This window comes from Pseudoxanthomonas sp. 22568 (assembly GCF_052044485.1).
GTDB lineage: Bacteria > Pseudomonadota > Gammaproteobacteria > Xanthomonadales > Xanthomonadaceae > Pseudoxanthomonas_A > Pseudoxanthomonas_A beigongshangi.
Genome location: NZ_JBQENC010000006.1, coordinates 196110 through 219967, shown reverse-complemented (window position 1 = coordinate 219967; position 23858 = coordinate 196110). Strand labels below are relative to the sequence as shown.

At 68.4% G+C, this 23858-nt stretch carries 24 protein-coding genes; 16 read left to right on the top strand and 8 right to left on the bottom strand.

The annotated features are described in order from the left end of the window. Positions 1-6: 6 nt before the first annotated feature. The 3 genes from ACTJI2_RS10065 to pdxH are packed head-to-tail and all read right to left on the bottom strand — an operon-like array spanning position 7 to position 1859. On the bottom strand, positions 7-801 hold the full coding sequence (locus tag ACTJI2_RS10065; RefSeq protein WP_440842017.1) for a cobalamin-binding protein: 795 nt from the start codon (positions 799-801) through the stop codon (positions 7-9). A gap of 3 nt (positions 802-804) precedes the next feature. Continuing rightward, positions 805-1260, bottom strand: a complete 456-nt coding sequence (gene aac(6') / locus ACTJI2_RS10060; protein WP_318288617.1) for an aminoglycoside 6'-N-acetyltransferase — start codon at positions 1258-1260, stop codon at positions 805-807. Continuing rightward, positions 1257-1859, bottom strand: a complete 603-nt coding sequence (pdxH, locus tag ACTJI2_RS10055) for a pyridoxamine 5'-phosphate oxidase (RefSeq protein ID WP_318288616.1) — start codon at positions 1857-1859, stop codon at positions 1257-1259. The genes aac(6') and pdxH overlap by 4 nt, the downstream gene beginning before the upstream one ends. A 62-nt stretch (positions 1860-1921) precedes the next feature. Here pdxH and ACTJI2_RS10050 point away from each other — a divergent pair, with 62 nt between their 5' ends. Continuing rightward, entirely contained in the window at positions 1922-2737 is an 816-nt protein-coding gene (locus tag ACTJI2_RS10050) for a kinase (protein WP_440842014.1), read from the top strand. A 92-nt stretch (positions 2738-2829) separates the two neighbouring features. On the opposite strand, the gene ACTJI2_RS10045 is transcribed toward ACTJI2_RS10050, so the two are convergent. After that, positions 2830-3033 (bottom strand): dodecin family protein, encoded by a 204-nt coding sequence (locus tag ACTJI2_RS10045; RefSeq protein ID WP_141453826.1) that lies wholly within the window; start codon positions 3031-3033, stop codon positions 2830-2832. Between the two features lie 102 nt (positions 3034-3135). On the opposite strand from ACTJI2_RS10045, the gene ACTJI2_RS10040 reads away from it, so the two are divergent. Next, the gene (locus tag ACTJI2_RS10040) at positions 3136-3678 is read left to right on the top strand and encodes a shikimate kinase (protein WP_203322397.1); all 543 of its coding nucleotides are present in this window, start codon (positions 3136-3138) and stop codon (positions 3676-3678) included. Next, on the top strand, positions 3675-4784 hold the full coding sequence (aroB, locus tag ACTJI2_RS10035; protein ID WP_440842013.1) for a 3-dehydroquinate synthase: 1110 nt from the start codon (positions 3675-3677) through the stop codon (positions 4782-4784). The genes ACTJI2_RS10040 and aroB overlap by 4 nt, the downstream gene beginning before the upstream one ends. 576 nt (positions 4785-5360) lie before the next feature. Here the strand turns inward: aroB and ACTJI2_RS10030 are convergent. Both ACTJI2_RS10030 and ACTJI2_RS10025 read right to left on the bottom strand, forming a co-directional pair. Continuing rightward, positions 5361-5672 carry a cupin gene (locus ACTJI2_RS10030; RefSeq protein WP_318288613.1) on the bottom strand — a complete coding sequence of 104 codons (312 nt, stop codon included), beginning with the start codon at positions 5670-5672 and terminating at the stop codon, positions 5361-5363. A 115-nt stretch (positions 5673-5787) separates the two neighbouring features. Next, complete coding sequence (locus ACTJI2_RS10025; RefSeq protein WP_440842012.1) at positions 5788-6414, bottom strand: cysteine hydrolase family protein; 627 nt, start codon at positions 6412-6414, stop codon at positions 5788-5790. Between the two features lie 94 nt (positions 6415-6508). Here ACTJI2_RS10025 and ACTJI2_RS10020 point away from each other — a divergent pair, with 94 nt between their 5' ends. From ACTJI2_RS10020 to ACTJI2_RS10005, 4 genes are all read left to right on the top strand, one after another. Further along, the gene (locus ACTJI2_RS10020) at positions 6509-7462 is read left to right on the top strand and encodes a GlxA family transcriptional regulator (RefSeq protein WP_440842011.1); all 954 of its coding nucleotides are present in this window, start codon (positions 6509-6511) and stop codon (positions 7460-7462) included. A gap of 29 nt (positions 7463-7491) precedes the next feature. Next, positions 7492-7743 carry a WGR domain-containing protein gene (locus ACTJI2_RS10015; protein ID WP_183643884.1) on the top strand — a complete coding sequence of 84 codons (252 nt, stop codon included), beginning with the start codon at positions 7492-7494 and terminating at the stop codon, positions 7741-7743. Between the two features lie 114 nt (positions 7744-7857). Next, the gene (gene hemE, locus ACTJI2_RS10010; protein ID WP_203322392.1) at positions 7858-8931 is read left to right on the top strand and encodes a uroporphyrinogen decarboxylase; all 1074 of its coding nucleotides are present in this window, start codon (positions 7858-7860) and stop codon (positions 8929-8931) included. Positions 8932-8954: 23 nt separating this feature from the next. Further along, the gene (locus ACTJI2_RS10005; RefSeq protein ID WP_440842010.1) at positions 8955-9602 is read left to right on the top strand and encodes a hypothetical protein; all 648 of its coding nucleotides are present in this window, start codon (positions 8955-8957) and stop codon (positions 9600-9602) included. 310 nt (positions 9603-9912) lie between these two features. On the opposite strand, the gene ACTJI2_RS10000 is transcribed toward ACTJI2_RS10005, so the two are convergent. After that, a complete protein-coding gene (locus tag ACTJI2_RS10000; protein ID WP_440842009.1) occupies positions 9913-13455 on the bottom strand; it encodes a hybrid sensor histidine kinase/response regulator in 3543 nt (1180 codons plus the stop codon). Positions 13456-13562: 107 nt separating this feature from the next. Here ACTJI2_RS10000 and ACTJI2_RS09995 point away from each other — a divergent pair, with 107 nt between their 5' ends. From ACTJI2_RS09995 to ACTJI2_RS09985, 3 genes are read left to right on the top strand one after another with little or no spacing between them, the layout of a single operon-like run. Next, positions 13563-14258 carry a YceI family protein gene (locus ACTJI2_RS09995; protein WP_440842008.1) on the top strand — a complete coding sequence of 232 codons (696 nt, stop codon included), beginning with the start codon at positions 13563-13565 and terminating at the stop codon, positions 14256-14258. Beyond that, positions 14236-14835, top strand: coding sequence for a cytochrome b (locus ACTJI2_RS09990; RefSeq protein ID WP_440842007.1), 600 nt, complete (start codon positions 14236-14238; stop codon positions 14833-14835). The genes ACTJI2_RS09995 and ACTJI2_RS09990 overlap by 23 nt, the downstream gene beginning before the upstream one ends. Further along, positions 14832-15395 carry a YceI family protein gene (locus ACTJI2_RS09985; protein ID WP_440842006.1) on the top strand — a complete coding sequence of 188 codons (564 nt, stop codon included), beginning with the start codon at positions 14832-14834 and terminating at the stop codon, positions 15393-15395. Before ACTJI2_RS09990 ends, ACTJI2_RS09985 begins: the two co-directional genes overlap by 4 nt. Positions 15396-15504: 109 nt before the next feature. Here ACTJI2_RS09985 and nosZ read toward each other — a convergent pair whose 3' ends face one another. Then, entirely contained in the window at positions 15505-17433 is a 1929-nt protein-coding gene (nosZ, locus tag ACTJI2_RS09980; RefSeq protein WP_440842005.1) for a TAT-dependent nitrous-oxide reductase, read from the bottom strand. Positions 17434-17637: 204 nt separating this feature from the next. Here nosZ and ACTJI2_RS09975 point away from each other — a divergent pair, with 204 nt between their 5' ends. The 6 genes from ACTJI2_RS09975 (at position 17638) to ACTJI2_RS09950 (ending at position 23850) form a co-directional block, all read left to right on the top strand. After that, positions 17638-18111, top strand: coding sequence for a c-type cytochrome (locus tag ACTJI2_RS09975; protein WP_440842004.1), 474 nt, complete (start codon positions 17638-17640; stop codon positions 18109-18111). A 113-nt stretch (positions 18112-18224) separates the two neighbouring features. Then, positions 18225-20357, top strand: a complete 2133-nt coding sequence (locus ACTJI2_RS09970) for a 4Fe-4S binding protein (protein ID WP_440842003.1) — start codon at positions 18225-18227, stop codon at positions 20355-20357. Continuing rightward, positions 20354-21625 carry a nitrous oxide reductase family maturation protein NosD gene (gene nosD, locus ACTJI2_RS09965; protein WP_440842002.1) on the top strand — a complete coding sequence of 424 codons (1272 nt, stop codon included), beginning with the start codon at positions 20354-20356 and terminating at the stop codon, positions 21623-21625. Before ACTJI2_RS09970 ends, nosD begins: the two co-directional genes overlap by 4 nt. Then, positions 21609-22535 carry an ABC transporter ATP-binding protein gene (locus ACTJI2_RS09960; RefSeq protein ID WP_440842000.1) on the top strand — a complete coding sequence of 309 codons (927 nt, stop codon included), beginning with the start codon at positions 21609-21611 and terminating at the stop codon, positions 22533-22535. The genes nosD and ACTJI2_RS09960 overlap by 17 nt, the downstream gene beginning before the upstream one ends. Further along, a complete protein-coding gene (locus ACTJI2_RS09955) occupies positions 22532-23356 on the top strand; it encodes an ABC transporter permease (protein WP_440841998.1) in 825 nt (274 codons plus the stop codon). Before ACTJI2_RS09960 ends, ACTJI2_RS09955 begins: the two co-directional genes overlap by 4 nt. Further along, on the top strand, positions 23353-23850 hold the full coding sequence (locus ACTJI2_RS09950; protein WP_440841996.1) for a nitrous oxide reductase accessory protein NosL: 498 nt from the start codon (positions 23353-23355) through the stop codon (positions 23848-23850). Before ACTJI2_RS09955 ends, ACTJI2_RS09950 begins: the two co-directional genes overlap by 4 nt. Positions 23851-23858 lie beyond the last annotated feature (8 nt).

The following is a 23858-nucleotide window of genomic DNA, read 5'->3' as shown; positions in this document are numbered from 1 at the left end:
CGCGACTCAGGCGTGGCGCGCGGACCAGGCCTGCACGATGTCGGCGATCGCGCGCACGCCGTCGGTGAGCGCGGCCGGGCCGGGCTGGAGGATCAGCGGTGATTTGATCTCGTGCAGTTCGCCGTCACGCACCGCCGGGATCGTGTCCCAGCCGGGCCGCGCGGCGACCCGCTCGGGGCGGAATTTCTTGCCGCACCACGATCCCAGGATGATGTCGGGCGCGCGCCGCACCACTTCGTCACCATTGGCGAGGATGCGCTGCTTCGCCAGCGGTTCGATCGACAGTTCCGGAAACACGTCGTCGCCACCGGCGATGCGCACGATCTCGGCGACCCAGCGGATGCCGGTGATGATCGGATCGTCCCATTCCTCGAAGTACACGCGCGGTCGGCGCGGCAGCGCGGCGGCGGCCTGCTCGATGGTGCGCAGGCCATCCTCGATGCCGCGCGCGTAGGCGTCGGCCTTGTCGCTCGCACCCACCAGCGCGCCCAGCCGGCGGATGTAGTCGAGGATGCCGTCCACGCTGCGGTGGTTGGCGATCCACACTTCCACGCCCTGCTTGATCAGCTCGGCGGCGATCTCGGACTGGATGTCGGAGAAACCGATGGCCAGATCCGGCTTGAGCGCCATGATCTCGCCGATCTTGGCGCTGGTGAACGCGCTGACCTTGGGTTTCTCGCGGCGCGCCTGCGGCGGCCGCACGGTGAAGCCGCTGATGCCGACGATGCGGTGCTGCTCGCCGAGCGCGTACAGCGTTTCGGTGGGTTCCTCGGTCAGGCAGACGATGCGTTGCGGGCCCATGCGTCAGTCGTCCAGGCGCTTGCGGAAATACACCACGCGCTCGGTTTCCTCGAAGCCGCAGGCGGCGTGCGCGGCCTGGCTGTCGCGGTTGTCGAGCAGCGCGTCGGATGCCAGTTCGCTGCATCCCTGTTCGCGCGTCCACGCTTCCACCGCCCGCACCAGCGCGCGGCCGATGCCACGGCCGCGCCAGGCCGGATCCACGTACCAGCCCTCCAGGAAGCCGACCGGCGAGGCCTCGGTGCCGTTGACGTAGTCATGCCGCAGGCTGGCCTCGGCGAAGGCGATGACCTGCCCGTCCGCATGGGTGGCCAGGAAACCAGCCGCGTCGCCGGCGAGGAAATCCAGGATGTCGGCGGCCTGCTGGCCGGGCTCGTCCATCGGCCACAGATCCTGGCGCAGGCGCGCCCAGCCAGCGGTGTCGCGCGGTTGCGCCTGGCGGATGCGCCACCCCTCGCTCACGGGAACAGCATCCGCTTGGTCCACTGGCCGGCGGCGTCACGCTCGTAGCGCCAGCGTTCGTGCAGGCGGAACTGCGCGCCGTACCAGAACTCGAACGCCTCCGGCACCACCCGGAAACCGCTCCAGCCGCTGGGGCGCGGCACGTCCTGGCCGGCGAAGCGCGCTTCGGTTTCGGCGATGCGCTGGTCGAAAGCCTCGGCCGAGGCCAGCGTTTCCGATTGATGGGAGGCCCAGGCGCCGATCTGGCTCATGCGCGGGCGCGAGGCGAAGTAGGCGTCGGCCTCGGCCGCATCGACCTGCTCCACCGCGCCTTCGATGCGTACCTGGATGCCGGCATCGCGCAGGCTGCGCCACAGGAACAGCAGCGCCGCGCGCGGATTGGTCTCCAGCTCGCGGCCCTTGTGGCTGTGCAGGTGGGTGTAGAACACGAAGCCGCGTTCGTCGAAGGCCTTCAGCAGCACGGTGCGCGCGGACGGGTGGCCGTCTGGGGTGGCGGTGGCCACGGTCATGGCATTGGCTTCCAGTTCGCGCGGGGAAGCCTGGGCTTCCTCGTAGAGTCCGGCGAACGTGGTCAGGGCTTCGGCGTACAGATCGGTCATTGCGCACCCGGCGGGTCGAGGGTGCCGCGCGGCGCGCGGCGGTCATGCGCTATTGTCGCGCGATGTCCGCATCCACGCATCCCGGCGACGCCGACGGCTTCGCGCCCGAATGGGTCGAGGCCGCGCTGGCAGCGGCGTTGTCGGTGCGCGCGGCCGTACCGGTGCTGGCGATCAGCGGCTTGCAGGGCTCGGGCAAGTCCACCTTCGCGGCGCAGATCGCCAGGCTGGCGCGGGCGCGCGGCCGGCATCCGGCGGTGCTGTCCATCGACGATGTCTACCTGACCCGCGCCGAACGCCAGCAACGGGCGCGCGCGGTCCATCCTCTGCTCGCCACCCGCGGTCCGCCCGGCACGCACGACGTGGGACTGGCCTGCGATCTGCTGGATGCACTGCGCGCGGGGCGGCCGGCGACGCTGCCGCGCTTCGACAAGTTGGCGGACGACCGTGCGCCCGAGTCGGCGTGGGAACGGCTGGAGGTGGCGGATCTGGTGATCTTCGAGGGCTGGTTCCTCGGCACGCCGGCCGAGCGGGACGACGCGCTGCGCGAGCCGCTGAATGCGCTGGAGCGCGAGCAGGACGGCGATGGCCGCTGGCGGCGGTATTGCAACGATGCGCTGCGCCGCGACTATCCGGCGCTGTGGCGGCGATTCGATCGCCTGTGGTTCCTGCAACCGCCAGGCTTCGAGGTGGTCGCCGGCTGGCGCGCGCAGCAGGAGCGGGAGCTGGCGCGGGCGCGGCCGGACGTCGCGTCGATGGACGATGCCGGCGTGGCGAGGTTCGTGCAGTTCTTCGAGCGGGTCAGCCGGCAGGCGCTGCGCACGCTGCCGGATCTGGCCGATCGGACGCTGGCGCTGGATGAGCGCCGGCGGCCTCGGTGAGGCGATTTCCCCTGTAGGAGCGACGTAAGTCGCGACGAGGCTTTCCTGCATCACGGTCGCGACTTACGTCGCTCCTACAGGGGATTTGGGGGTTACGCCACCACGAAGCTGATGCGCAGGTTGACGCGCCATTCGGTGACGTTGCCGGCGTCGTCGGTCACCACCTTGATCTCGTTGACCCAGGCGCCCTTGATGCCCTTGACCGTCTCGGAGGTCTTCTTCAAGCCAACCTTCACCGCGTCTTCCATGCTGGTCTTGGAGGCGGCGTTGATTTCGATGATCTTGGCGACAGACATGGCGTTTCTTCCTTTTGCTGTGGCTGGGCGGGCATCCGCCGGGGTGTCCACCCTAGGCCAGCGCGTGTTAAGGGCCCGCCACGGGTGCTAGCATCCCCGGCGATGAATCCCGCCCCCAACCTCGTCCTGGTCGGCCCGATGGGCGCCGGCAAAACCTCGATCGGCAAGCGTGTGGCCGAGCGGTTCGGGCTGGTCTTCATCGATGCCGACCAGGCCATCGTCGAGCGGGCGGGCGCCACCATCCCGGAAATCTTCGAGCATGCCGGCGAGGCCGGTTTCCGCGAGCGCGAGACCGAGGTGCTGCGCGATCTGCTGGCCGGCGAAGGCCGCTTGATCTCCACCGGCGGCGGCGCGGTGTTGTCGGCCGACAACCGCGCCCTGCTGGGCCGGCGCGGTTTCGTCGTCCACCTGGGCGTGAGCGTGCCGGCGCAGCTCAAGCGTCTGGCCCGCTGCACCAACCGCCCGCTGCTGCAACGCCCGGATCGCGAGCAGGTGCTGGAGGAAATGGCGCGCACCCGCACGCCGCTGTATGCCGAAGTCGCCGATCTCACCCTCGATACCGATCACCTGATGCCGCCCGAGGCCACCCTGCGCCTGTGCCACCTGCTGGCCACGCACTGGCGGCGGCAAGAGACCCCCGCATGAATCCGCTTTTCCGCACCGTCGCCGTCGGCGGCGACACTCCCTACACGATCACCATCGGTCTCGGCCTGCTGGCCGATGGCGCCGCCCTGGCCCGCCATGTGCGCGGCCGCCACGTGCTGCTGGTCAGCGATTCGACGGTGGCGCCGCTGTATGCGGCGGCAGTACGCGAAGCGCTGCACGCCGCGCGCCCGGAACTGGGCATCGGCACTTTCATCCTGCCGGCCGGCGAAGCCTCCAAGACGCTGGCGCATTTCGGCCACGCCATCGACGCGCTGGCCACCCTGGGCGCGACCCGCGATGCCTGCGTGTTCGCGCTGGGCGGCGGCGTGGTCGGCGATCTGGCCGGATTCGCCGCCGCCTGCTGGATGCGCGGCGTGGACTGCGTGCAGTTGCCGACCACTCTGCTGTCGATGGTGGATTCCTCGGTGGGCGGCAAGACCGCGGTGGACATTCCGCAGGGCAAGAACCTGGTCGGCGCATTCCATCCGCCGCGCGCGGTGTTCGCCGACACCGACGCGCTGCGCACGCTGCCGCCGCGCGAACTGCGCGCCGGCCTGGCCGAGGTGATCAAGTACGGCGCGATCCGCGACCCGCTGTTCTTCCAGTGGCTGGAGGCCGAACGCGACGCGCTGCTGGAAAGCGATCCGACCGTTCTGGCACAGGCGATCGCGCGCAGTTGCGAGCACAAGGCGGAAATCGTCGAACGGGATCCGCTGGAGCGCGGCGAGCGCGCGCTGCTCAACCTGGGCCACACTTTCGGCCACGCCATCGAGACCGAACAGGGGTACGGCAGCCCGGACAACGACAACCTCAACCACGGCGAAGCGGTGGCGGTGGGCATGGTGCTGGCGGCGCGGCTGTCGGCGATGCTGGGCCTTTCAGGCGATGCCGATACCGAACGGTTGATTGCGTTGCTGCATGCGTACGGCCTGCCGATCGCCATTCCGGCCGGACTGGCGCCGGAAGCTTTGCTGGCGCGGATGCGGTTGGACAAGAAGAACCAGGCCGGCCGCCTGCGGCTGGTGCTGTGGCGTGGCATCGGCCGCGCCGAGGTGGTGCCGGATGTGGACGAGGCGCAGGTGTTGCGGGTCCTCGGGGGAGGCTGAACTTCCCCGCCCTTGTGAGGGCGACGTCAGTCGCGATGGAGATCGCGGGAAAGCCCCATCGCGACTGACGTCGCTCCCACAAGTTGCGTTCGGCGTGTACACGGATTCGGCCCCCTCCCCCGCCTGCGGGGGAGGGCTGGGGTGGGGGCGAACGTCCCGGTGTTCCCGCGCTGCTGGAAGCGGCCCCCATCCCGACCTTCCCCCGCAGGCGGGGGAAGGGGCAAAAGCCTGGCGCTGCGGGTGCCCGTCGGTCGCGCCGAGGTGCTGCCGGATGTGGATGAGGCGCAAATGTTGAGGGTGCTCGGGGGAGGTTGAATTCCTCCTCCCTTGTGGGAGCGACGTAAGTCGCGATGAAGATCACGGGAAAGCCCCATCGCGGCTGAAGTCGCTCCTACAGGTTGCGTAGCGCGCACGTACACGAATTCCACCCCCTTCCCCGCCTGCGGGGGAGGGCTGGGGTGGGGGCGAACGTCCCGGTGTTCCCACGCCGCTGGAAGCGGCCCCCATCCCGACCTTCCCCCGCAGGCGGGGGAAGGGGCAAAAGCTGGGTGCTGCCGGTACCTGCGCATCCGACGGCTACACGCTGCCTTCGCGTTCAATCACCAGGATTCGCGCCACGCCGAGCGGTTCGGCCCGGTGCTCGGTGCCGGTTTGCGCATGGAACATGTCGCCGGCTTCCAGTACCGCCGAGTGTTCGACACCGTGCTCGCGCCAATGCATGCGCACGCGGCCGTCCATCACCGCGAACACCTCCTGGCCGTCGTTGACGTGCCAGCGGTATGGCTGGTCGGTCCAGTGCAGGCGAACGCTGGTGCCGTCCAGATGGGCGACGTCGAGTGCGCCCCAGGCACGATCGGCGGTGTAGTCGCGGCTGCGGATGAGGTTCATGGAGTGCTTCGTGGAGGCAAAGGTTTCTCTCCTGGTAGGAGCGACGTAAGTCGCGACCGGCTTTCCCGCGATACCTGTCGCGACTCACGTCGCTCCTACAGGGAGGTGGCTTGGCTTACGCGATGGCTTCGCGGGCGCGCTGGTTGGATTGCGGCACGTTGTCGATCGGCAGCGGTGCCTGCGCGTCGAGCGCGGCGATCCATTCGGCGGTGGAAGCCACGGCGGCGAAGTTGCTGTGGAAGACCACGCTGAAGACGCGGTGGATTTCCTCGGCGCTGGCCGAACCGGCCGCGTTGGCGTAGGGCAGCGCGCCGGTGGCGTCGTGCAGGAATTCCATCCGCAGGCCGCGATGCGCGCCTTCGTAGATTGTCGAGGCGTTGCAGTTGTGGGTCATGTAGCCGACCACGGCGAGCGTGTCGATGCCGCGCGTGGCCAGCCAGTCGGCCAGATCGTTGCCGGTGAACGCGCTGGCGAGCGATTTCTCGATGTAGTGATCGCGCGGCCGGCCGGCCACGTCCGGATGCAGTTCCCAGGTCGCGGTGCCGGGCGCGAACACCGGCGCGCCGGCCGGGGCGCTGTGCTGGACCACGATCACCGGGATACCGCGCGCCTGGGCGGCATCCATCGCCCGCAACAGGTTGGGCAGGGATTCGCCGACCGGCGGGTGCTCGATGGGCAGGCCGCCGGTGAAGTACTCGTTCTGGACGTCGATGACGATGAGGGCGCGGCGGGGGGAGGTCATGGCGGTCGGTTCCGGTGGGGGTGTGGCGGCATTCTGGGCAGCGGGCCGGAACGCCACGAGTGGCCCGAAGCGCGTCTTTCGATAGAATCGGGCCATGCCCCTGCACCGCATCGCCGTGGTCGCCTTCGACCGCATCAGCCCCTTCCACCTGTCGGTGCCCTGCCTGGTGTTCGAGTCGCGGCCGGCGCCGGGCCTGCCCGACTTCGACCTGCGGGTCTGCGCGGTGGAGCCGGGTCCGCTGCGCACCGACGCCGGCTTCGCCCTGCAACCGGAGTACGGGCTGGAAGGGCTGGAAGGCGCCGATACCGTGGTCGTCCCATCCTGGCGGGACCAGGACGAACCGGCGCCGGAGGCGCTGTGCCAGGCCCTGCGCCGGGCCCATGCGGACGGCGCCCGGCTGGTGGGCCTGTGCCTGGGTACCTTCGTGCTGGCCGACGCCGGGCTGCTGGACGGGCGTCCGGCCACCACCCACTGGGCCGCGCTGGACACCTTCGCCCGCCGCTACCCGAAGGTGCGGCTGGAGCCGGACGTGCTGTACGTGGACGACGGCGAACTGCTGACCTCGGCCGGCACCGCCGCCGGCATCGATTGCTGCCTGCATCTGGTCCGTCGCCATCACGGCGCCGAGGTCGCCAACCGGATCGCCCGCCGGCTGGTGGTGGCGCCGCATCGCCAGGGCGGCCAGACCCAGTACATCGAGCAGCCGCTGCCCGCCGATCCGGGCGACGACCGCCTGCGCGCGGTGCTGGCCTGGGCGCTGGCGCACCTGGACCAGCGGCTGGGGGTGGACGAACTGGCCGACCGGGCGCTGATGAGCAGGCGCACCTTCACCCGCCGGTTCCGCCGGGCCACCGGTGCCAGCGTCGGCGACTGGCTGGCCCACCAGCGGCTGGCGCGGGCGCAGCGGCTGCTGGAAACCACCGACCGGCCGCTGGACCACATCGCCGCCGAGGCCGGTTTCGGCAGCGCCGTCTCCCTGCGCCAGCGGTTCGCCGCCGCCCTGGGCACCTCGCCCTCGGCTTACCGGCGCAGCTTCCGCGGCGGCTGAATGGCCGCCGCTTCGCTACAATCCGCCCCATGCGCGTCTTCCTCCAGCAACGCCCCGAGACGGGCGAAGCTCCCCGCTACGTCCAGCTGACCCTGCAACCGGACCTGTTCGGCGGCTGGGAGCTGCTGCGCGAAAGCGGGCAGATCGGCGGGCGCGCGCAACTCAAGCGCGAGCAGTACCTGCTGCAGTCCGAGGCCGACGCGGCCTTCGAGAAAGCGCGCGACACCCACCTCAAGCGTGGCTACCAGATCACCTTCACGCAGGGAGCGCCACAGCCGTGAGCCTCTCCGCGGCGGCCGCCGTCCGCGCCGCCTGAAGGTCCGCATGCGTCGCCCGCGCCACGCCTCTTTTTCCACCCGGCGGAACCACTGCCGGATTCCCCCACAAGGAACATGATGTCCAGCTCCCTGAAGAATGATCGCCTGCTGCGCGCGCTCAAGCGCGAACCCGTCGACTGCACGCCCGTCTGGCTGATGCGCCAGGCCGGCCGCTACCTGCCGGAGTACCGCGCCACCCGCGCCGCCGCCGGCAGCTTCCTGGGCATGGCGAAAAATCCGGAGATCGCCTGCGAGGTCACCCTGCAACCGCTGCGTCGTTTCAAGCTGGACGCGGCGATCCTGTTCTCCGACATCCTGACCGTGCCCGACGCGATGGGCCTGGGCCTGTACTTCGTCGAAGGCGAAGGCCCGAAGTTCGAACGCACCGTGCGCACCGCCGCCGATGCGGAAAAGCTGGCGGTGCCGGACATGGAGACCGAACTGCGCTACGTGATGGACGCGGTGCGCCTGATCCGCCGCGAACTGGACGGACAGGTGCCGCTGATCGGTTTCTCCGGCAGCCCGTGGACGCTGGCCTGCTACATGGTCGAAGGCGGCGGCAGCAAGGACTACGCGCGCATCAAGGCGATGGCGCTGAACGATCCGGCCACCCTGCACAGGCTGCTGTCGGTGAACACCGACGCGGTAATCGCCTACCTGTCGGCACAGCGCGCGGCCGGCGCGCAGGCGCTGCAGGTGTTCGACACCTGGGGCGGTGTGCTGTCGCCGGCGATGTACCGCGAGTTCTCGCTGCCCTACCTGACCCGCATCGCGCGTGAACTGGAACGCGGCGAAGGCGCGGATCGCACGCCGCTGATCCTGTTCGGCAAGGGCAACGCCGCGCACCTGGAAGCGCTGGCCGACAGCGGCGCCGAAGGCGTGGGCGTGGACTGGCTGATCGAACTGGCCGACGCGCGCCGCCGCACCGCCGGCAAGGTGGCGCTGCAGGGCAATCTGGATCCGGCCGTGCTGTACGGTTCGCCGGACGCGATCCGCGCGCAGGTGAAGGCGACCCTGGACAGCTACGCCGCGGGCGCGGACGGCAGCCGCGACGGCCACGTCTTCAACCTCGGCCACGGCATGTCGCCCGACATGAATCCCGAGCACGTTGCCGTGCTGGTGGATGCCGTGCACGAGTTCAGCGCCCGGTAGGCGCGACGTTTCCGGAGCCCGCAATGGACGGCCGCCCCCACGCGCTTTCCCTCGCCCTCGTCCTGATGACCACCGGCCTGGCCGCCTCCGCGGCGCTGGCCGACGAACGCGCACCGGTGACGATCGAAGTGCGCGGCGACGACTTCCCGATGCTGGTGCAGGACACCGGCCTGCCGCCGCCGCTGGACGACAACGGCCTGCCGCGCACGCCCGGCTGCGAGGCCGTGCGCGCGCGCCGCGTGGACGAACTGCCCTATCCCTGGCGCGAGGCGGTGGACCGCGTCCACCTGGATTGCCAGCCGATGGAAGCGCCCGAGGGCGAGACCGCGCTGATGGCGCTGACCGCGACCGCGTTCCTGAAACCCGGCCGGGTCTGGCTGGCCGGCCACACGGTGAGCGAGATCCGGCGGATGGATTCCGAACTCTGGGGCGACCACCAGTACGTGCTGGCCGAACCCTACGCGCAGGTCGCCGCCGATCTGCGCGCGCAACTGGAAGCCGATTGCGTGAAGCGCCACATGCGCCAGGAACGCGAAGGCGCGCCCGAATGCACGATGGAAGAAAGCGAAGGCGCGCTGTACCTGCGCGTGGACGAGATCAGCGGGCTGTGGATCCATGCGGATCCGGATGATGCCTCGCGGACGATCTACGCGGAGGGGTGGGCTGATTAGGCGGGGATTGGGGATTGGTGAAGGCACGGCTTTTGCCTCCCCCTTGATCAGCCATTCGGCTGTTGAAAGCGAAAAAGGGGGACTGAGGGGGATTTTCTTTTAGCGCAAGAAGCAAATCCCCCGTCACCCGCTTCGCGGGCGCCCGCCCCCTTTTTCAAAGGGGGCTGATCGGATGGTCTGTCTGGCCCCTGCAGAACCGGCGCAGATCAATAAAAGCAAAGAGCCAGCGCACGGTGCCCGCTTTACCTCCCCCTTTGAAAAAGGGGGATTGAGGGGGATTTGCTTTTGGCGCCTGCCCCCGATTGGCCAGTCATGCGCCGTCCACCTGCCCGTCGCAGGCGCGCAGGATTGCATCGGCCAGCATGTCGCCGGTGACCGGTTTTCGCAGGAAGTCGTCGAAGCCGGCCGCGCGCGCCTGCGGTTCGGCCTCGGCGTCGGCGCGGGCGGTGATGGCGATCAACGGCGCGTTGAAGCCGCCCAGGCGCAATTGCCGCGCCAGTGCAAGACCATCCAGTCCCGGCAGATCGAGATCCAGCAGGGCCACGTCGAACGATTGCCCGGCGGTTTCGCCCAGCGCCGCCAGTCCGTGCGCGGCATGCGCGACATGATGTCCACGCGCACGCAGCAGTCCGGCGATCACTTCGGCCACGGTGATGTCGTCTTCCACCAGCAGGATCCGCCGCGCCTGCGCCGACACCGCCGCCCGCGGGGTGCCGGCCGCCGCCGGCACGACGTGCGGAAGCGGCAGCTCCACGATGAAGCGGGTGCCCAGGCCCGGCCGGCTTTCGACCCGGATGCTGCCGCCCATCGCGACCGCCAGTTCCTGGCAGATCGCCAGGCCCAGGCCGCTGCCGCCGTAGCGCGAGGTGGTGCGCGCGCCATCGCCCTGCTCGAAGCGCTGGAACAGGCGCGCCTGCTGTTCGGCGTTGATGCCCGGCCCTGTGTCGCTGACTTCGAAGCGCACGCCCTGCGGGTGCAGCGGGAGCACGCGCAGGCCCACCCCGCCGCGCTCGGTGAACTTGATCGCGTTGCCCAGCAGGTTGAGCAGGATCTGCCGCATCCGCATCGGATCGACGATCACGTGCGAAGGCACGTCCTCGTCGCATTCATCGGAGAACGACAGCCCGCGCTTCTCGGCCATCGGCGCGGTCATGTCGATGACCTCGCGGATCAACGCGCGCAGATCGACTTCCTGCGCATCCATGTCCAGCTTGCCGGCCTCGATGCGGGCCAGGTCCAGTGCGTCGTTGACCAGCCGCAGCAGGTGCGAACCGGCGCGCTGGATGGCGTTGGTGTAATGGCGCTGGGTGTCGGTCAGTGGCGTCGCCAGCAGCAGTTCGCTCATGCCCAGCACGCCGGTCATCGGCGTGCGCACTTCATGGCCGAGGGTGGCGAGGAAACGGGTCTTGGCCAGTGAAGCCTGTTCGGCCACTTCGCGCTTGTGTTCGTTGAGCTGCCATTCGGTGCGACGACGCACCCGGCGCCGGTAGGCGGCGGCCAGCAGCGCCAGCAGCAAGGCGCCGGCCGCGGTCAACAGGCTGATGCCCCAGACGCTGCGGTACCAGGGTGGCAGCACTTCGAACGAAAGCTGCTTTTCCTCCGAAGCGTTGCCCGCCGCGTCGAACGCCTGCAGGCGCAGGCGATAGTGGCCGGGACGCAGGTTCGAGAACGAACGCTCGCCGCTGGCGCCCTGTTCGACCCAGCCCTGATCGAAGCCTTCCAGCCAGGAACGGTAACGATGCGCCAGCGGATCCTCGTAGCTGAGCAGGCGCAGGCTGACCTGCAGGTCATGGTCATCGGGCAGCAGTTCGAAGCCGCCATTCATCGGCAACTGCACGGTGCGGTCGCGCTGGTTCACCTGCAATCCGGCCAGCAGCAGGTGCGGGGTGAGCGGCGGCGGATCCGGCAACGCCGTGTCCAGCAGCATCACCGAACCATCGGCGGTGCTGCCGGCCAAAAGGCCGCCGCCCGCCATCAGCAGGCCGCGGTCGTTGAATTCCTGGCTCATCAGGCCATCGCGCACGCCGAAATTGCGCACCCGCACCGGCGCCTGATCATCGGGTGCCTCGATCCGGAACAGGCCGCGGCGGGTCGCCAGCCACACCCGCTTTTCCGGATCGATGGTCATGCCGGTCGATTCCAGCGCCGGCAATCCCTGTCGGGGCGCGATCTGCCGCACCTGTACCCATCGGCCTTCCTGCTGCCGCCAGTGCTCCAGGCCGGAGAGCCGATGCAGCCACAATTCGTCGGGCGCGACGAAGGCGAAGGACAGCACCCGCTCCACGCCCGCGCCGATGACGGTGACGAACCGGTGCTGGCCGGGATCCCAGCGCTCGATGCCGCGATTGCTCGCCGTCCACAACTGGCCGTCGGGGCCGGCGAGCATCGTTTCGATCTCGCTCGGCTCGCTGTCCTGTTCCGAGCGGGCCAGACTGTCGATGACCTGCCCGGTCGCGCCATCCCGATGCTGCAGCGACCCCATCTGGGTCGCCAGCCACAGCGTGCCGTCGCCGGTCTGCACCAGCCAGTCCACCGACGTGCCGTCGGGTACCTGATCCGGGCCTTCGGCATTCGACCATTCGCGCTTCTCGCCGCTACGCGGATCGATGCGGATGATGCCGTTGCGATGGCCGAGCCAGAGGCGTCCCTCGCGATCCTCCAGCACCGAGGTGAAGCGCAGTTCCTTCAACCGCTGCGCGTGCACGCCCAACGGCTCCACCTCGCCACTGGCCGTGTCCAGCCGCTCGACCCCGCCGATGCTGCTGACCAGCCACACGCCGGTACCGGTGGCCGAGGTGGCCAGGCCGCGATACAGCCCGCCTCCCAGGCCCTGCGTGGGCGTGAACGACGCGATCCGCCGCCAGTCCGAGCGCAGGTAGGCGACGCCGCGCGTCGGGACCGGCACCCAGAGGCCGCCATCGGGTTGCATCAGCAACGTCTGCAACACGCGGCCGACGCCCACGCCCTGGCTGTCCTGCGCGATCGGCGCGGGCGCGCGATCGCCGTCGGTATGCCAGAGCCCGCCCTGGCTGGCCAGCCAGTATTCGCCGTGCCCATCGGCGGCCATCGCCATCACCGCGTTGGGTCGTTCGAACATCGGCGACCATGGCGGCGTGCTCCAACCGCCCTGGCGACGCCAGCGATACATGCCGGACGATGTGCCCGCCCAGATCGAATCGCCGTCGACGGTGACCGAATAGATGATCAGCGACTCCCCGCCGGGCAGGGCTTCGCGCAGCATGCGCTTGCCGTCGTACCGGACCAGGCCGCTCATGGTGCCGATCCACAACTGGCCGGTCGGATCGAAGGCCAGCGACAGCACGTTGTCGGACGGCAGGCTGGAGGGATCGCCTTCCACCGCGTTGAAGCGCTGGACGCGACCGTCGGTGCCGATCCGATGCAGGCCGCCGCCGAAGGTGCCGAACCAGACCTCGCCACCATGGCTGGCGATGGCGAATGCATCGTCGCTGCCCATCTGCGGATACTGGGCCCTGCGGAAATGGCGGAATCCGCGGCGCTCGGGTCCCATCATGCTGAGGCCGCCGTTCTCGGTGGCGACCCAGACCCGGTCCAGGCCATCCACGTGCAGCGCCTGGACGACGTTGCCGGGCAGCGAGGCCGGATCATCCGGATCATGCCGCCACACCTTGAAGTTCACCCCGTCGTAGCGGGCCACGCCATCCCAGGTGGCCAGCCACAGGTAGCCGGCGCGGTCGCGGGCCATGGCGGGGATGGTGGTGGACGGCAATCCGTCGGCCACCGTCATCATCCGGAAACGCGGAATCTCCGGCACGCCCGCCTGCACCGTCGCGCAGGCCAGCCATGCCGCCAACATCCAGATCCGCCATCCCATGCCGTCGTGTCCTGTTCTGCCGTGGTTCCCCGGCCCGAATCGTCGCAACGGACCGTTGCAGGCGCAAGCGGGGTATCTTCAGCCGGGCCCGCCTAGAATCCCCGGTCATGACTCCAACGCGCCCATATCGCCGTGCCCGGACCAGCGCCCTGCTCGCGCTGCTCGCCTGCGCATGCCCTGCCTGGGCGGCGGGTCCGGTGGCGTACGCGCTGGATCCGGTCCACACGCGGGTCATGCTCGCGGTGGAGCATGCCGGCTTCTCCAAGGCCATCGGCACGATCTCCGGCAGCACGGGCACGCTGATGTTCGATCCCGAGGACTGGAGCACCGCGCGGCTCGATGTCACGGTACCGCTGGCACGCACGGATTTCGGCGACGAGAAGTGGAACCGGGCGGTGCTGGCCGGCAACCTGCTGGATGCCGAGCGCTTCCCCGAAGCGCGTTTCGTTTCCAACCGGATTGAACCGGCCGGACCGGACCACGCCTCGGTCTGCGGCACCCTGTCCCTGCATGGCACCGATCGCGAGCTGTGCCTGGACGTCAGACTCAATGCGCTCAAGCGCCATCCGCTGCCGCCGTTCCGCCGCACGGCCGGTTTTTCCGCCACCACCACGCTGCAACGCTCGGATTTCGGCATCACCGCATGGAAGTCGGTGATTGGCGATTCCGTCGAGCTCCGCATCGAGGCCGAAGCCATACGGACGGGCAAGGTCGACGATAGCGAAGAAGCGGCCGCCGACGCGGCCACCATCCCAGCCACCCCTCGGGAGCCCACCCTCAATGACCCTGAAGAACACCCCTGAACGCTGGGGCGTCGTCAGCCAGACGCTGCACTGGCTGATCGTCGTCCTGCTGCTGGTCATCGCCTACATCGGCCTGACCATGGGCGAGCTGCCCAACGGACCGCGCAAGATCAACATCTATGCGCTGCACAAGTCGATCGGCCTGACCATCCTGGCGCTGGTGACGCTGCGCCTTGTCTGGCGCGTGTACGCCGGCGCGCCACTGGCGATCCCCGGCACGCCCGGCTGGCAGCAGCGCATCGCCTCGCTCACGCACGTGGCGCTGTACGGGCTGATGTTCGCCATGCCGTTGTCGGGCTGGGTGCTGAACTCCTCGGCGGGCTATCCGCTGCAATGGTTCAAGCTGATCAACCTGCCGGCCATCACCGCCCGCAATCCGGAGCTGCACGAGCTGGCCGAAACCCTGCACGAATCGATGTTCTGGGTGCTGGTCGTCGTGGTGCTGCTGCATGCGGGCGCCGCGTTCTACCACCACCTGTTCCAGAACGACGACACCCTGCGGCGGATGCTGCCGGGCCGCCGCCGGCAGGCCACTGCTTCCCCCACCGCGTCCACCACCGAGGATATCGCGCCATGATCCGTTCCCTCCGCCCCCGCCTGCTTGCCGCCAGCCTGCTGCTGGCCGCCACCGCGCCCGCGTTCGCCGCCGACTATGTGCAGGCGCCGGGCTCCACGCTGGTGTTCGCCAGCAACTACCAGGGCGAAACCTTCACCGGCAAGTTCGGCGGCTTCAACACCACCCTGAGTTTCGATCCGGCCAACCTGGCCACCTCGAAGCTGGACGTGACCATCCAGCTCGCCGGCACTAATACCGGCAACGACGATCGCGACAGCACGCTGCAGACCGGCGATTTCTTCAACGTTGCCAAGTTCGCCCAGGCCCGCTACACCGCGACCAAATTCCGCGCGCTGGGCGGCAACCAGTACGCCGCCGACGGCAGCCTGAGCCTGCGCGGCGTCAGCAAGCCGGTCACCCTGACCTTCACCTGGACCCCGGGCGCGCAGCCGGTGCTGACCGGCAAGGCCACGGTCAAGCGCCTGGACTTCGGCGTCGGCGGCGGCGAATGGGCCGATACCAAGACCATTCCGAACGATGTCGCCATCAGCACCAAGGTGGTGCTGAAGCCGGCGAAGTAAGCGCAACGCTTCGGAGTAAAAAAAGCCCGCGCCATGGCGCGGGCTTTTTTCTTTTGAACAGGAAAAACCCGCCGGCGCGATACCGCCAACGCCGGCGGGCGGCGCCCGGTCAGCCTTCGACCACCATCCGCGTGCGCATTTCCAGGTGCAGCGCGTGGCAGAAGTGGGTGCAGTAGCACCAGTACACGCCTGGCTTGTCGGCCACGAAGGTCACCGATTTGGTTTCCTGCGGATTGACGATGAAGTTGATGTTGTACTTCGGGATGCCGAAGCCGTGGGTCAGGTCCTCCACCTTGTCCAGGTTGGTCAGGGTGATGGTGACGATGTCGCCCTTCTTCACCGAGAACTCGCGCAGCGAATAGGCAGGCGCCTGCGAGGTCAGGCGGACATGCACCTTGTTGCCGTTGCGCTCGATGCCGGCGGTCTGCGCGCTGACCGCGTTGGGGAACTCGTCGAGGCTGTAGATCTGTCGGGTCTTGATGGCGTCGGCGGCCACGATGATGGCGTCGTGCGGTTCCGGATAGGCGGTGTGATCGTGCACCAGCACCATCTTGTCGCCGGAGATGTCGATCAGCTGCTCGGTTTCCACGTGCAGCGGGCCGACCGGCAGGAAGCGATCCTTGGAGAACTTGTTGCCGGAGTTGAAGAACTTGCCGTCCGCATTCTTGGTTTCGCCCATCGAGGTGAAGCCATGGCCCGGCTGGTAATGCACGTCGATGCTGTCGAGGACGACCTTGGCGTTCTTGTCGCCCTTGAACTGCTTGATGGCGGCATCGACGTTCCACTTGACGATCTTGCTGTCCAGGAACAGCGTGGTGTAGGCGTTGCCGCGGCCATCGAAGCCGGTATGCAGCGGTCCCAGGCCCAGGTTGGGCTCGGCAACGACGGCGTCGCGCGCGTTCTTGATCTCGCCGGCGAACCACTTCTCCACCAATGACAGGTCGATCACCGAGCAGGTCGGCGACAGCTTGCCGGAGCAGACGAAGTACTTGCCGTCCGGGCTGGCGTTGACGCCGTGCGGATTCTTCGGCACCGGCACGTAGCAGGTCAGCGCGGTGGCGGGATCGGCATTGGCGGCCCTGCGGCCATCGACCACCGGCACCTTGGAGTCGCCGATCGTGATGAACTTGCCGGCCTTGATCGCCGCCTCGATGCGGGCGACATCGAAGAACACGCAGGCGTCGTGCTCGGCCGACATCATGTCCTCGTAGTGGATGCCGCCTTCCACGTTGTACTGGTTGGACGCGGCGTACTTGCCGTCATAGCTGGTCGCCACCAGGTCCATGTTGCCGTCGACACGGCACTGCCAGCGCACGTCCATGGTCTCCGCGTCCAGACAGGAGAACAGGCAGCCGTAGGCTTCCGGCTTGTCCATGTCGCGGCCGTCGTTGGGCAACGGGATGTGGAACTCGGCGCCGGCGAACACGCGGGTGGTGTGATTGATGCTGCTGTCCACCGGATCGCGCTTGTCGGTGAAGATGCCATGGTGGCCCTGCACGTTCGGCAGTTCGGTGATGCGATCGACTTCGAAGGTGTCGCCACGGATGCGCGCGACCCGGCCATGCAGCTTGTCGTTGACCCAGAAGCGCTTGCCGTCGTAAGTGCCGTCGGTGTACGAGCCGTGCACGTGGTGGGTGTCGCCGGTCCAGTACTTCAGCTGGCCATCCGGACGGGTACCCATGATCGCCTTGGATTCGTTGGTGATGCCCCAGCCCACCATCGGATCGATGTTGAACACCGGGATGCGCTTGATGGTGCGGCCCGACGGACAGCCGAGGATGCGCACTTCGCCAGAGTGTCCGCCCGAGGACAGGATGTAGTAGTCATCAAGCTTGCCGGGCGGCACTTCGAAATGGCCCGCGCTGCCGCCGGCCGCCTTCGCCGCGGTACTGGTCGCCGCTGCGCCCTTGCCGTCGGATGCCGCGCCGCAACCGGTCAGGCTGAGTGTCAATCCCGTTCCCGCCAGCGCGGCGGCTCCCCCGAGAATCTTTCGGCGTGATGGATCCCGGATCTCCATCCCGCTCTCGTTGTTCTTCATCGCTGCTTTCCTCTGATGGACAGTTTCGTCTGGATGTAACGTTGGGTTGCGGCGCCACGATACGCGCGGGGATACGGCGTTCTCCTTGACTCAAATCAAGGCGGTCGGAAGTTCGGCCCACTACCTTTTGCGTCGACCGCGCCCGGTGCGCGGATGCGGACCGGTTCCGCGCAACGACCCTCTCCATTTCTCCGAGCTCCCTCCATGAACAATCGAAACCCTGGCCTGCTTGCGCTCGCGGCCGTCGTCCTCGTGCTGGCCGCCTGCTCCGGGCAATCGTCCGAACCCACGGACGTCGCGGAACCCGCGCCCGCCGTGTCGGAGCCGGAGATCGCGCCCGCGGCGGAAGCCGCGCCGGCACAGGCGCCTGCCGCCGACACCGCGGTGGCTGCGGCCGACGGCGCGCCCGCCGCCGATGCGGCCGGCCATCCGGGCGAGGAGACCTACAAGAAGACCTGCGCGATGTGCCACAGCACCACCGCGCTGGGCGCGCCGATGGTTGGCGACAAGGCCGACTGGGGCGCACGCGCGGCGCAGGGCACCGAGACCCTGCACAAGCACGCGCTGGAGGGTTTCAACGGCGCCAAGGGCGTGATGCCGGCGCGCGGTGGCAATCCCAGCCTGGACGACGACGCGGTCAAGGCCGCCGTGGACTACATGGTGAGCAAGTCCAAGTAACCGCCAGCACGGGTTCCGCCATGCCTTCGATCATCCAGTCCTCCCCGGGCGGGGAGTTCGCTACGCGCGCATCGCATCCGGGCATCGCGCGGCGAACGCGACGGGCAAGCGCGATGGGGTGGCCGTGCCTGGCCTTCCTGCTGCTTTGCCTGGTCGCGGGCTGGGCCCGGGCCGGTTCCTACGAGGCGCAGTTGCCGGAAGCGCTGTTCACCGACCCGGACATGTGCCGCCATGTCGCCTGCGACAGCGTGCTGCCGCAGGCCACCCGGTTCGGCCTGCGCGAGGGCAATCCCGCGTTCGTGCGCGGCATGCGCGAGGAAGGCGGCAAGCTGCGTACGGTCGGCTATGTTTCCCTGTCCAGCGACGTGGCCCCCGACATCGTCGGCTACTCCGGCAAGCCGATGATCACGCTGGCCGGCATGGACGCGGACGGCAAGATCACCGGTGTGCGCATCCTCAAGCACAGCGAGCCGATCCTGCTCGCCGGCATCCCCGAGAAGGAACTGAACCGCTACGTCGAGCAGTACGTCGGCCAGCCCGCCGGTTCCCGGTTCGAGCTGGGCAAGGCCGAGGAAGGCGAAGTCTCGATGGACGTCATCAGCGGCGCGACCGTGACGGTGATGGCCGAGAACCAGTTGGTTAGCCGCGGCAGTTATGCCGTCGCCCGCCAGGTCGGACTGATCAAGGCGGTGGCGCGACCGCAGGCGCGACTGGTCGAGGACGCCGTGCCGCCGCGCGACTGGAACGCGCTGGTCAAGGAAGGCAGCGTGCAGCGTCTGACCGTGGGCCAGGCCGATGTCGGCGCGCCCGCCAACGAACAGCCCTTCATCGATCTGTGGTTCGGCTACCTCAACGCGCCCGCCATCGGCCGCAGCGTCCTTGGCGACGCGGGTTACCGCCAACTGATGGAAGAACTGAAACCAGGCGAGCACGCCATCTTCGTGGTCGGCAACGGCACCAGTTCGTTCAAGGGATCGGCGTTCGTGCGCGGCGGCATCTACGACCGCATCCAGGTCTCGCAGGACATCGACGTCCACCATTTCCGCGACACCGACTACCGCAACCTGTACCGGATCCACGCGAACGGCGCGCCGTCGCATGCGGAATCCGGCATCTTCATCCTGCGTGGCAGCGAGTTCTCCGCGGCCTATCCGTGGAAGCTCTCGTTCCTGGCCCATCGCAATACCGACGAGGGCAATCGCGACTACGCCAATTTCGATGCCGTCTATTGGCTTCCCGCCGCATACCTGCAAGGCGGACGCCCCGCCGTCGCCCGCCAGACCCCGGCCTGGGTCCGCATCTGGAAGGCCAAGGCCAGGCCGATCGCCGGCATGTCCGCGCTGCTGGTGTTCGTGTTCGTGTTCTATGCCACCCACCGGCGCTGGGCCGCCCGCTCCACCCGCGTGGACAAGCGCTGGATCCTGTGGCCGCACATCGCGGTGTGGCTGATCGCGGTGGGCTTCCTCGGCTTCAGCCAGTTGGCGCAGCCGTCGATCGTGCAGGGACTGACCCTGCTGCATGCGCTGCGCGACGGCTGGCGCTGGGACCTGTTCCTCAGCGATCCGCTGATCTTCATCTTCTGGATCTTCATCGCCATCACCATCGTGCTGTGGGGACGCGGGGTGTTCTGCGGCTGGCTGTGCCCATACGGATCGCTGAGCGAGCTGCTGTACAAGTTCGCCGGAAAAATCGGGCTGGCGCGCTGGCAGTTCCAACTGCCCGGCAAATGGCACCATCGCCTGCGCTGGCTGAAGTACGTGATCCTCGCGGTGCTGGTCGCGGCTTCGTTCCACTCGATGGCGCTGGCCGAGCTGCTGGCCGAGGTGGAGCCGTTCAAGAGCACGTTCTTCGTCTCGATCTGGACGCGCGCCTGGCCGTTCATCGCGTTCTGGGCGGTACTGCTGGCGGCCTCGATGTTCATGGAGCGGCCGTTCTGCAAATACCTGTGCCCGCTCGGCGCCGGCTTGGCCCTGCCCTCGCGCTGGCGCCTGTTCGGCCTTCGCCGCAAGGCCGAATGCACCACTTGCAAGGCCTGCGCGGTCGGCTGCGGTTCGCAGGCCATCGATCCGCAGGGCCGGATCGATCCCAGCGAGTGCATGCAGTGCCTGGACTGCATGGTGCTGTACCACGACGACCATTCCTGCCCGCCGCTGGCCAAGGAACGCAAGCGCCGCGAACGCGCCGGCATGCCACTGACGCCGGTCGGACGCGACGGCCATTTCATTCCATTGGAACTGGTGGAATGAAACGACTGGTCGCCCTGCTCCTGCTGCTGGCCTGCGCCGCCCCTGCGGCGGCGGCGGTGTGGCGGGTCCAGCCGGGCCAACGCATCGGCGAAATCATCGAGCGCGCCGCGCCCGGCGATACCGTCGAAATCCCACGCGGCCACTATGCCGAACGCCTGCGCATCGAAAAGCCGCTGACCCTGCGCGGCATCGACCGGCCGACCATCAGCGGCGGCGGCGAAGGCGACGTCATCCGCGTGGTCGCACCCGACGTGCGCATCGAAGGCCTGATCGTGCGTGACAGCGGCGACGATCTGGGCGGGCAGAACGCCGGCATCTATATCCAGCCGGGCGCGCACCGCGCCGTGGTTCGCCATTGCGATCTGGCCCATGTACTGTTCGGCCTGTGGATCGAGAAGGCCGATGACGTCCGCATCGAGGACAACCTGATCACCGGCATGCGCGAGAAGCTGTCCTCCCAGCGCGGCAACGCCATCCAGCTCTACAACACCCGCGGCGCACGCATCGCGCGCAACCACATCAGCTTCGCCCGCGACGGCATTTACGTGGATGTGTCCCACCACGCCGAATTCATCGGCAACGTCATCCACCACGTGCGGTATGGCAGCCACTACATGAACTCCTACCACAATCTGTGGCAGGACAACGAAAGCCACCACAACCAGGGCGGGCTGGCGCTGATGGAGGTCCGCAACCTGGTCGTGCGCGGCAACCGCACCTGGGCCAACGGCGACCACGGCATCATGCTGCGGACCCTGCAGGATTCCTGCATCGAGGACAACGTCTCGGCGGGCAACGGGCGCGGTTTCTTCATCTACGACGCCGAGTACAACGTCCTGCGCGGCAACCTGGTGATCGGCAACCGGGTGGGCATCCACCTGTGGGCCGGTTCGTTCAACAACCAGGTGGACGGCAACGACTTTGTCAACAACCAGGAACAGATCAGATACGTGGCCTCGCGCGACGTCGAATGGGGCAAACAGCGCGGCAACTACTGGAGCAATTACCTGGGCTGGGACGGTGACGGCGACGGTTTCGGCGACACACCGATGGAGGCCAGCGACGCGGTCGACTGGCTGGTGGCGCGCTATCCGTTCACCAAGCTGCTCGACAGCAGCCCCGCGATCAGCACATTGCGGCTGATCTCGCGGCAATTCCCCGTATTGCGGGTCGCCACGGTGACCGATACGCGCCCGGCGATGGTGCCACGACACAAGGACTGGAGGGCGTGGCTCGAAGCCACGCGGAATGATGCAGTACGCGATTGAAGTGGAACAGGTCGACAAGCGATTCGGCGCATTGCAGGCCGTTGACGGGGTGAGCCTGTCGATCCCGTCCGGGACGACGTTCGGGCTGGTCGGCCACAACGGTGCCGGCAAGAGCACGCTGTTCAAGATGATGCTGGGGATCGAGCCGGTCAGCGCCGGCCAGATCCGCATCCACGGCACGCCCGTGCGCGGCACCGCGTTTCGCTGGCTGCGGCAGCGCATCGGTTATCTGCCCGAGAACGTCGCGCTGTACGACAACCTGAGCGGCCTGGATACGCTGCGTTTCTTCGCCCGCCTCAAGGCCGCCGACGCCAGGCAATGTCCCGGCCTGCTCGAACAGGTAGGGCTGGCCCATGCGATGAAGCGTCCGGTGCGCGAGTACTCCAAGGGCATGCGCCAGCGGCTCGGCTTCGCCCAGGCCCTGCTCGGCCAACCGGAACTGCTGTTCCTCGACGAGCCGACCAATGGCCTGGATCCGCAGGCCATCCACGATTTTTACGACACCCTGGCCTCGCTCAAGCGCGCGGGCGCGACCATCGTGCTCAGTTCCCACCTGCTGGCGGAAATCCAGCCGCACCTGGACAGCCTGGTGATCCTCGCCAATGGCCGGGCCGTCGCGCAGGGCAGCGTGGACAGCCTGACCGCGGCGTCCGACCTGCCCAGCCGTGCCCGCCTGCATGCGCGCGACGCCGACGCCGCACGCCGCATCGGGCAACGGCTGGGCGATGCCGGCTTCCCGGTCATCGCCACGACGGACAACGTGCTGACAATCAGCGTCGCGCGCGCGCATCGCACCGGACTGCTGCCGCTGCTGGCCGAGTCCGGCCCGGGCCTGGTCGATGTGGAGATCCATCCCCCCACCCTGGAAGACCTGTACCTGCGCCAGCGCCACGCCGGAGGCCACGCATGATCGGTGGGCTGCAATGGCGCGCCCTGCGCACGGTGGCCGGCAAGGAACTGCGCGACCGGCTGCGCAACCGCTGGATCCTCGCGGTCGCGGTGGTGCTGGCGGCCTTCGCCTTGCTGATCGCCTACTTCGGCGGCGCCCAGTCCGGCACGGTCGGCTTCCGCAGCATCGGTGTGACCGTGGCCAGCCTCACCAGCCTGGCGATCTACCTGGTGCCGTTGATCGCGCTGCTGCTCGGCTTCGACGCCATCGTGGGCGAGCGCGAACGCGGCACCTTGGACCTGATGCTGTCGATGCCGCTGACCCGCGCCGAACTCCTGCTCGGCAAGTACCTCGGGCTGGGCGCGGCACTGGTGCTGGCGACCCTGATCGGCTTCGGTACGGCGCTGGTGCCGCTGGCCACGCAACTCGACGCCGCCGGCATCCGCCTGTACGCGCTCTTCGTCGCCAGCGTGATCGCGCTGGGCCTGTCGTTCCTGAGCCTGGCGATGCTGGTGTCGGTGCTGGTGCGCGATCGCGCGCGCGCCACCGGCGCGGCCATCCTGCTGTGGTTCGGCTTCGTGCTGGTGTTCGACCTGGCCCTGCTCGGCGCGCTGGTCGCCACCGCCGGCCGGCATTCCTCGGCCTGGGCGCCGTATGCCCTGCTGCTCAATCCCGCGGACGTGTTCCGCGTGTTCAACGCCATGTCCACTGAAACCCTGCGCAATGCATTCGGCCTGGGCACGCTGCTGCCCGATGCCTGGGGCGATCCGCGCGTGCTCGGTTCGGTGATGGTGGCCTGGATCCTCGCCCCGCTCGGGGTGGCCCTTTGGAGATTCCGATGAAAGCCTTACGTGTTTCGCTGGTGGCCCTGCTGGTCGCCGGTTGCGCCCCGCCGCTGGCCAGCGTCGATCCGGTCGACCCGGACGCCGGCCAGCAGTGCGAACTCGACGGCATGGTGCTGCGCGACTATCCCGGTCCGAAGGGCCAGATTCGCTACGCCGACGGCAAGGTGGAGTACTACTGCGACACCCTCGAACTGCTGTCGATCACCCTGCAGCCCGAACAGGTGCGCAAGGTCGCCGGCGTCTACGTCCAGGACATGGGCAAGACCAACTGGGAGGTGCCGAAGGGCCACTGGATCGACGCCACCACCGCGTTCTACGTGCAGGGTTCCTCGCGCACCGGCAGCATGGGACCAACCTTCGCCAGCTTCACCAGCCGCGAGGACGCGGACAAATTCGCCGCCGCCCATGGCGGCAAGGTCCTGGCCTTCGCCGACATCAGCGCGGACATGGTCCAGTTGGACGGCGGGGCCAGCCACGATCTGCACGGATGAGGCACTGA

Coding starts and splice junctions, on each gene's coding strand:
- ACTJI2_RS10065 (WP_440842017.1), bottom strand. CDS start 801: ATGGGCCCGCAACGCATCGTCTGCCTGACCGAGGAACCCACCGAAACG.
- pdxH (WP_318288616.1), bottom strand. CDS start 1,859: ATGACCGATCTGTACGCCGAAGCCCTGACCACGTTCGCCGGACTCTAC.
- ACTJI2_RS10050 (WP_440842014.1), top strand. CDS start 1,922: ATGTCCGCATCCACGCATCCCGGCGACGCCGACGGCTTCGCGCCCGAA.
- ACTJI2_RS10045 (WP_141453826.1), bottom strand. CDS start 3,033: ATGTCTGTCGCCAAGATCATCGAAATCAACGCCGCCTCCAAGACCAGC.
- ACTJI2_RS10040 (WP_203322397.1), top strand. CDS start 3,136: ATGAATCCCGCCCCCAACCTCGTCCTGGTCGGCCCGATGGGCGCCGGC.
- aroB (WP_440842013.1), top strand. CDS start 3,675: ATGAATCCGCTTTTCCGCACCGTCGCCGTCGGCGGCGACACTCCCTAC.
- ACTJI2_RS10030 (WP_318288613.1), bottom strand. CDS start 5,672: ATGAACCTCATCCGCAGCCGCGACTACACCGCCGATCGTGCCTGGGGC.
- ACTJI2_RS10025 (WP_440842012.1), bottom strand. CDS start 6,414: ATGACCTCCCCCCGCCGCGCCCTCATCGTCATCGACGTCCAGAACGAG.
- ACTJI2_RS10020 (WP_440842011.1), top strand. CDS start 6,509: ATGCCCCTGCACCGCATCGCCGTGGTCGCCTTCGACCGCATCAGCCCC.
- ACTJI2_RS10015 (WP_183643884.1), top strand. CDS start 7,492: ATGCGCGTCTTCCTCCAGCAACGCCCCGAGACGGGCGAAGCTCCCCGC.
- hemE (WP_203322392.1), top strand. CDS start 7,858: ATGTCCAGCTCCCTGAAGAATGATCGCCTGCTGCGCGCGCTCAAGCGC.
- ACTJI2_RS10005 (WP_440842010.1), top strand. CDS start 8,955: ATGGACGGCCGCCCCCACGCGCTTTCCCTCGCCCTCGTCCTGATGACC.
- ACTJI2_RS10000 (WP_440842009.1), bottom strand. CDS start 13,455: ATGGGATGGCGGATCTGGATGTTGGCGGCATGGCTGGCCTGCGCGACG.
- ACTJI2_RS09995 (WP_440842008.1), top strand. CDS start 13,563: ATGACTCCAACGCGCCCATATCGCCGTGCCCGGACCAGCGCCCTGCTC.
- ACTJI2_RS09990 (WP_440842007.1), top strand. CDS start 14,236: ATGACCCTGAAGAACACCCCTGAACGCTGGGGCGTCGTCAGCCAGACG.
- ACTJI2_RS09985 (WP_440842006.1), top strand. CDS start 14,832: ATGATCCGTTCCCTCCGCCCCCGCCTGCTTGCCGCCAGCCTGCTGCTG.
- nosZ (WP_440842005.1), bottom strand. CDS start 17,433: ATGAAGAACAACGAGAGCGGGATGGAGATCCGGGATCCATCACGCCGA.
- ACTJI2_RS09975 (WP_440842004.1), top strand. CDS start 17,638: ATGAACAATCGAAACCCTGGCCTGCTTGCGCTCGCGGCCGTCGTCCTC.
- ACTJI2_RS09970 (WP_440842003.1), top strand. CDS start 18,225: ATGGGGTGGCCGTGCCTGGCCTTCCTGCTGCTTTGCCTGGTCGCGGGC.
- nosD (WP_440842002.1), top strand. CDS start 20,354: ATGAAACGACTGGTCGCCCTGCTCCTGCTGCTGGCCTGCGCCGCCCCT.
- ACTJI2_RS09960 (WP_440842000.1), top strand. CDS start 21,609: ATGCAGTACGCGATTGAAGTGGAACAGGTCGACAAGCGATTCGGCGCA.
- ACTJI2_RS09955 (WP_440841998.1), top strand. CDS start 22,532: ATGATCGGTGGGCTGCAATGGCGCGCCCTGCGCACGGTGGCCGGCAAG.
- ACTJI2_RS09950 (WP_440841996.1), top strand. CDS start 23,353: ATGAAAGCCTTACGTGTTTCGCTGGTGGCCCTGCTGGTCGCCGGTTGC.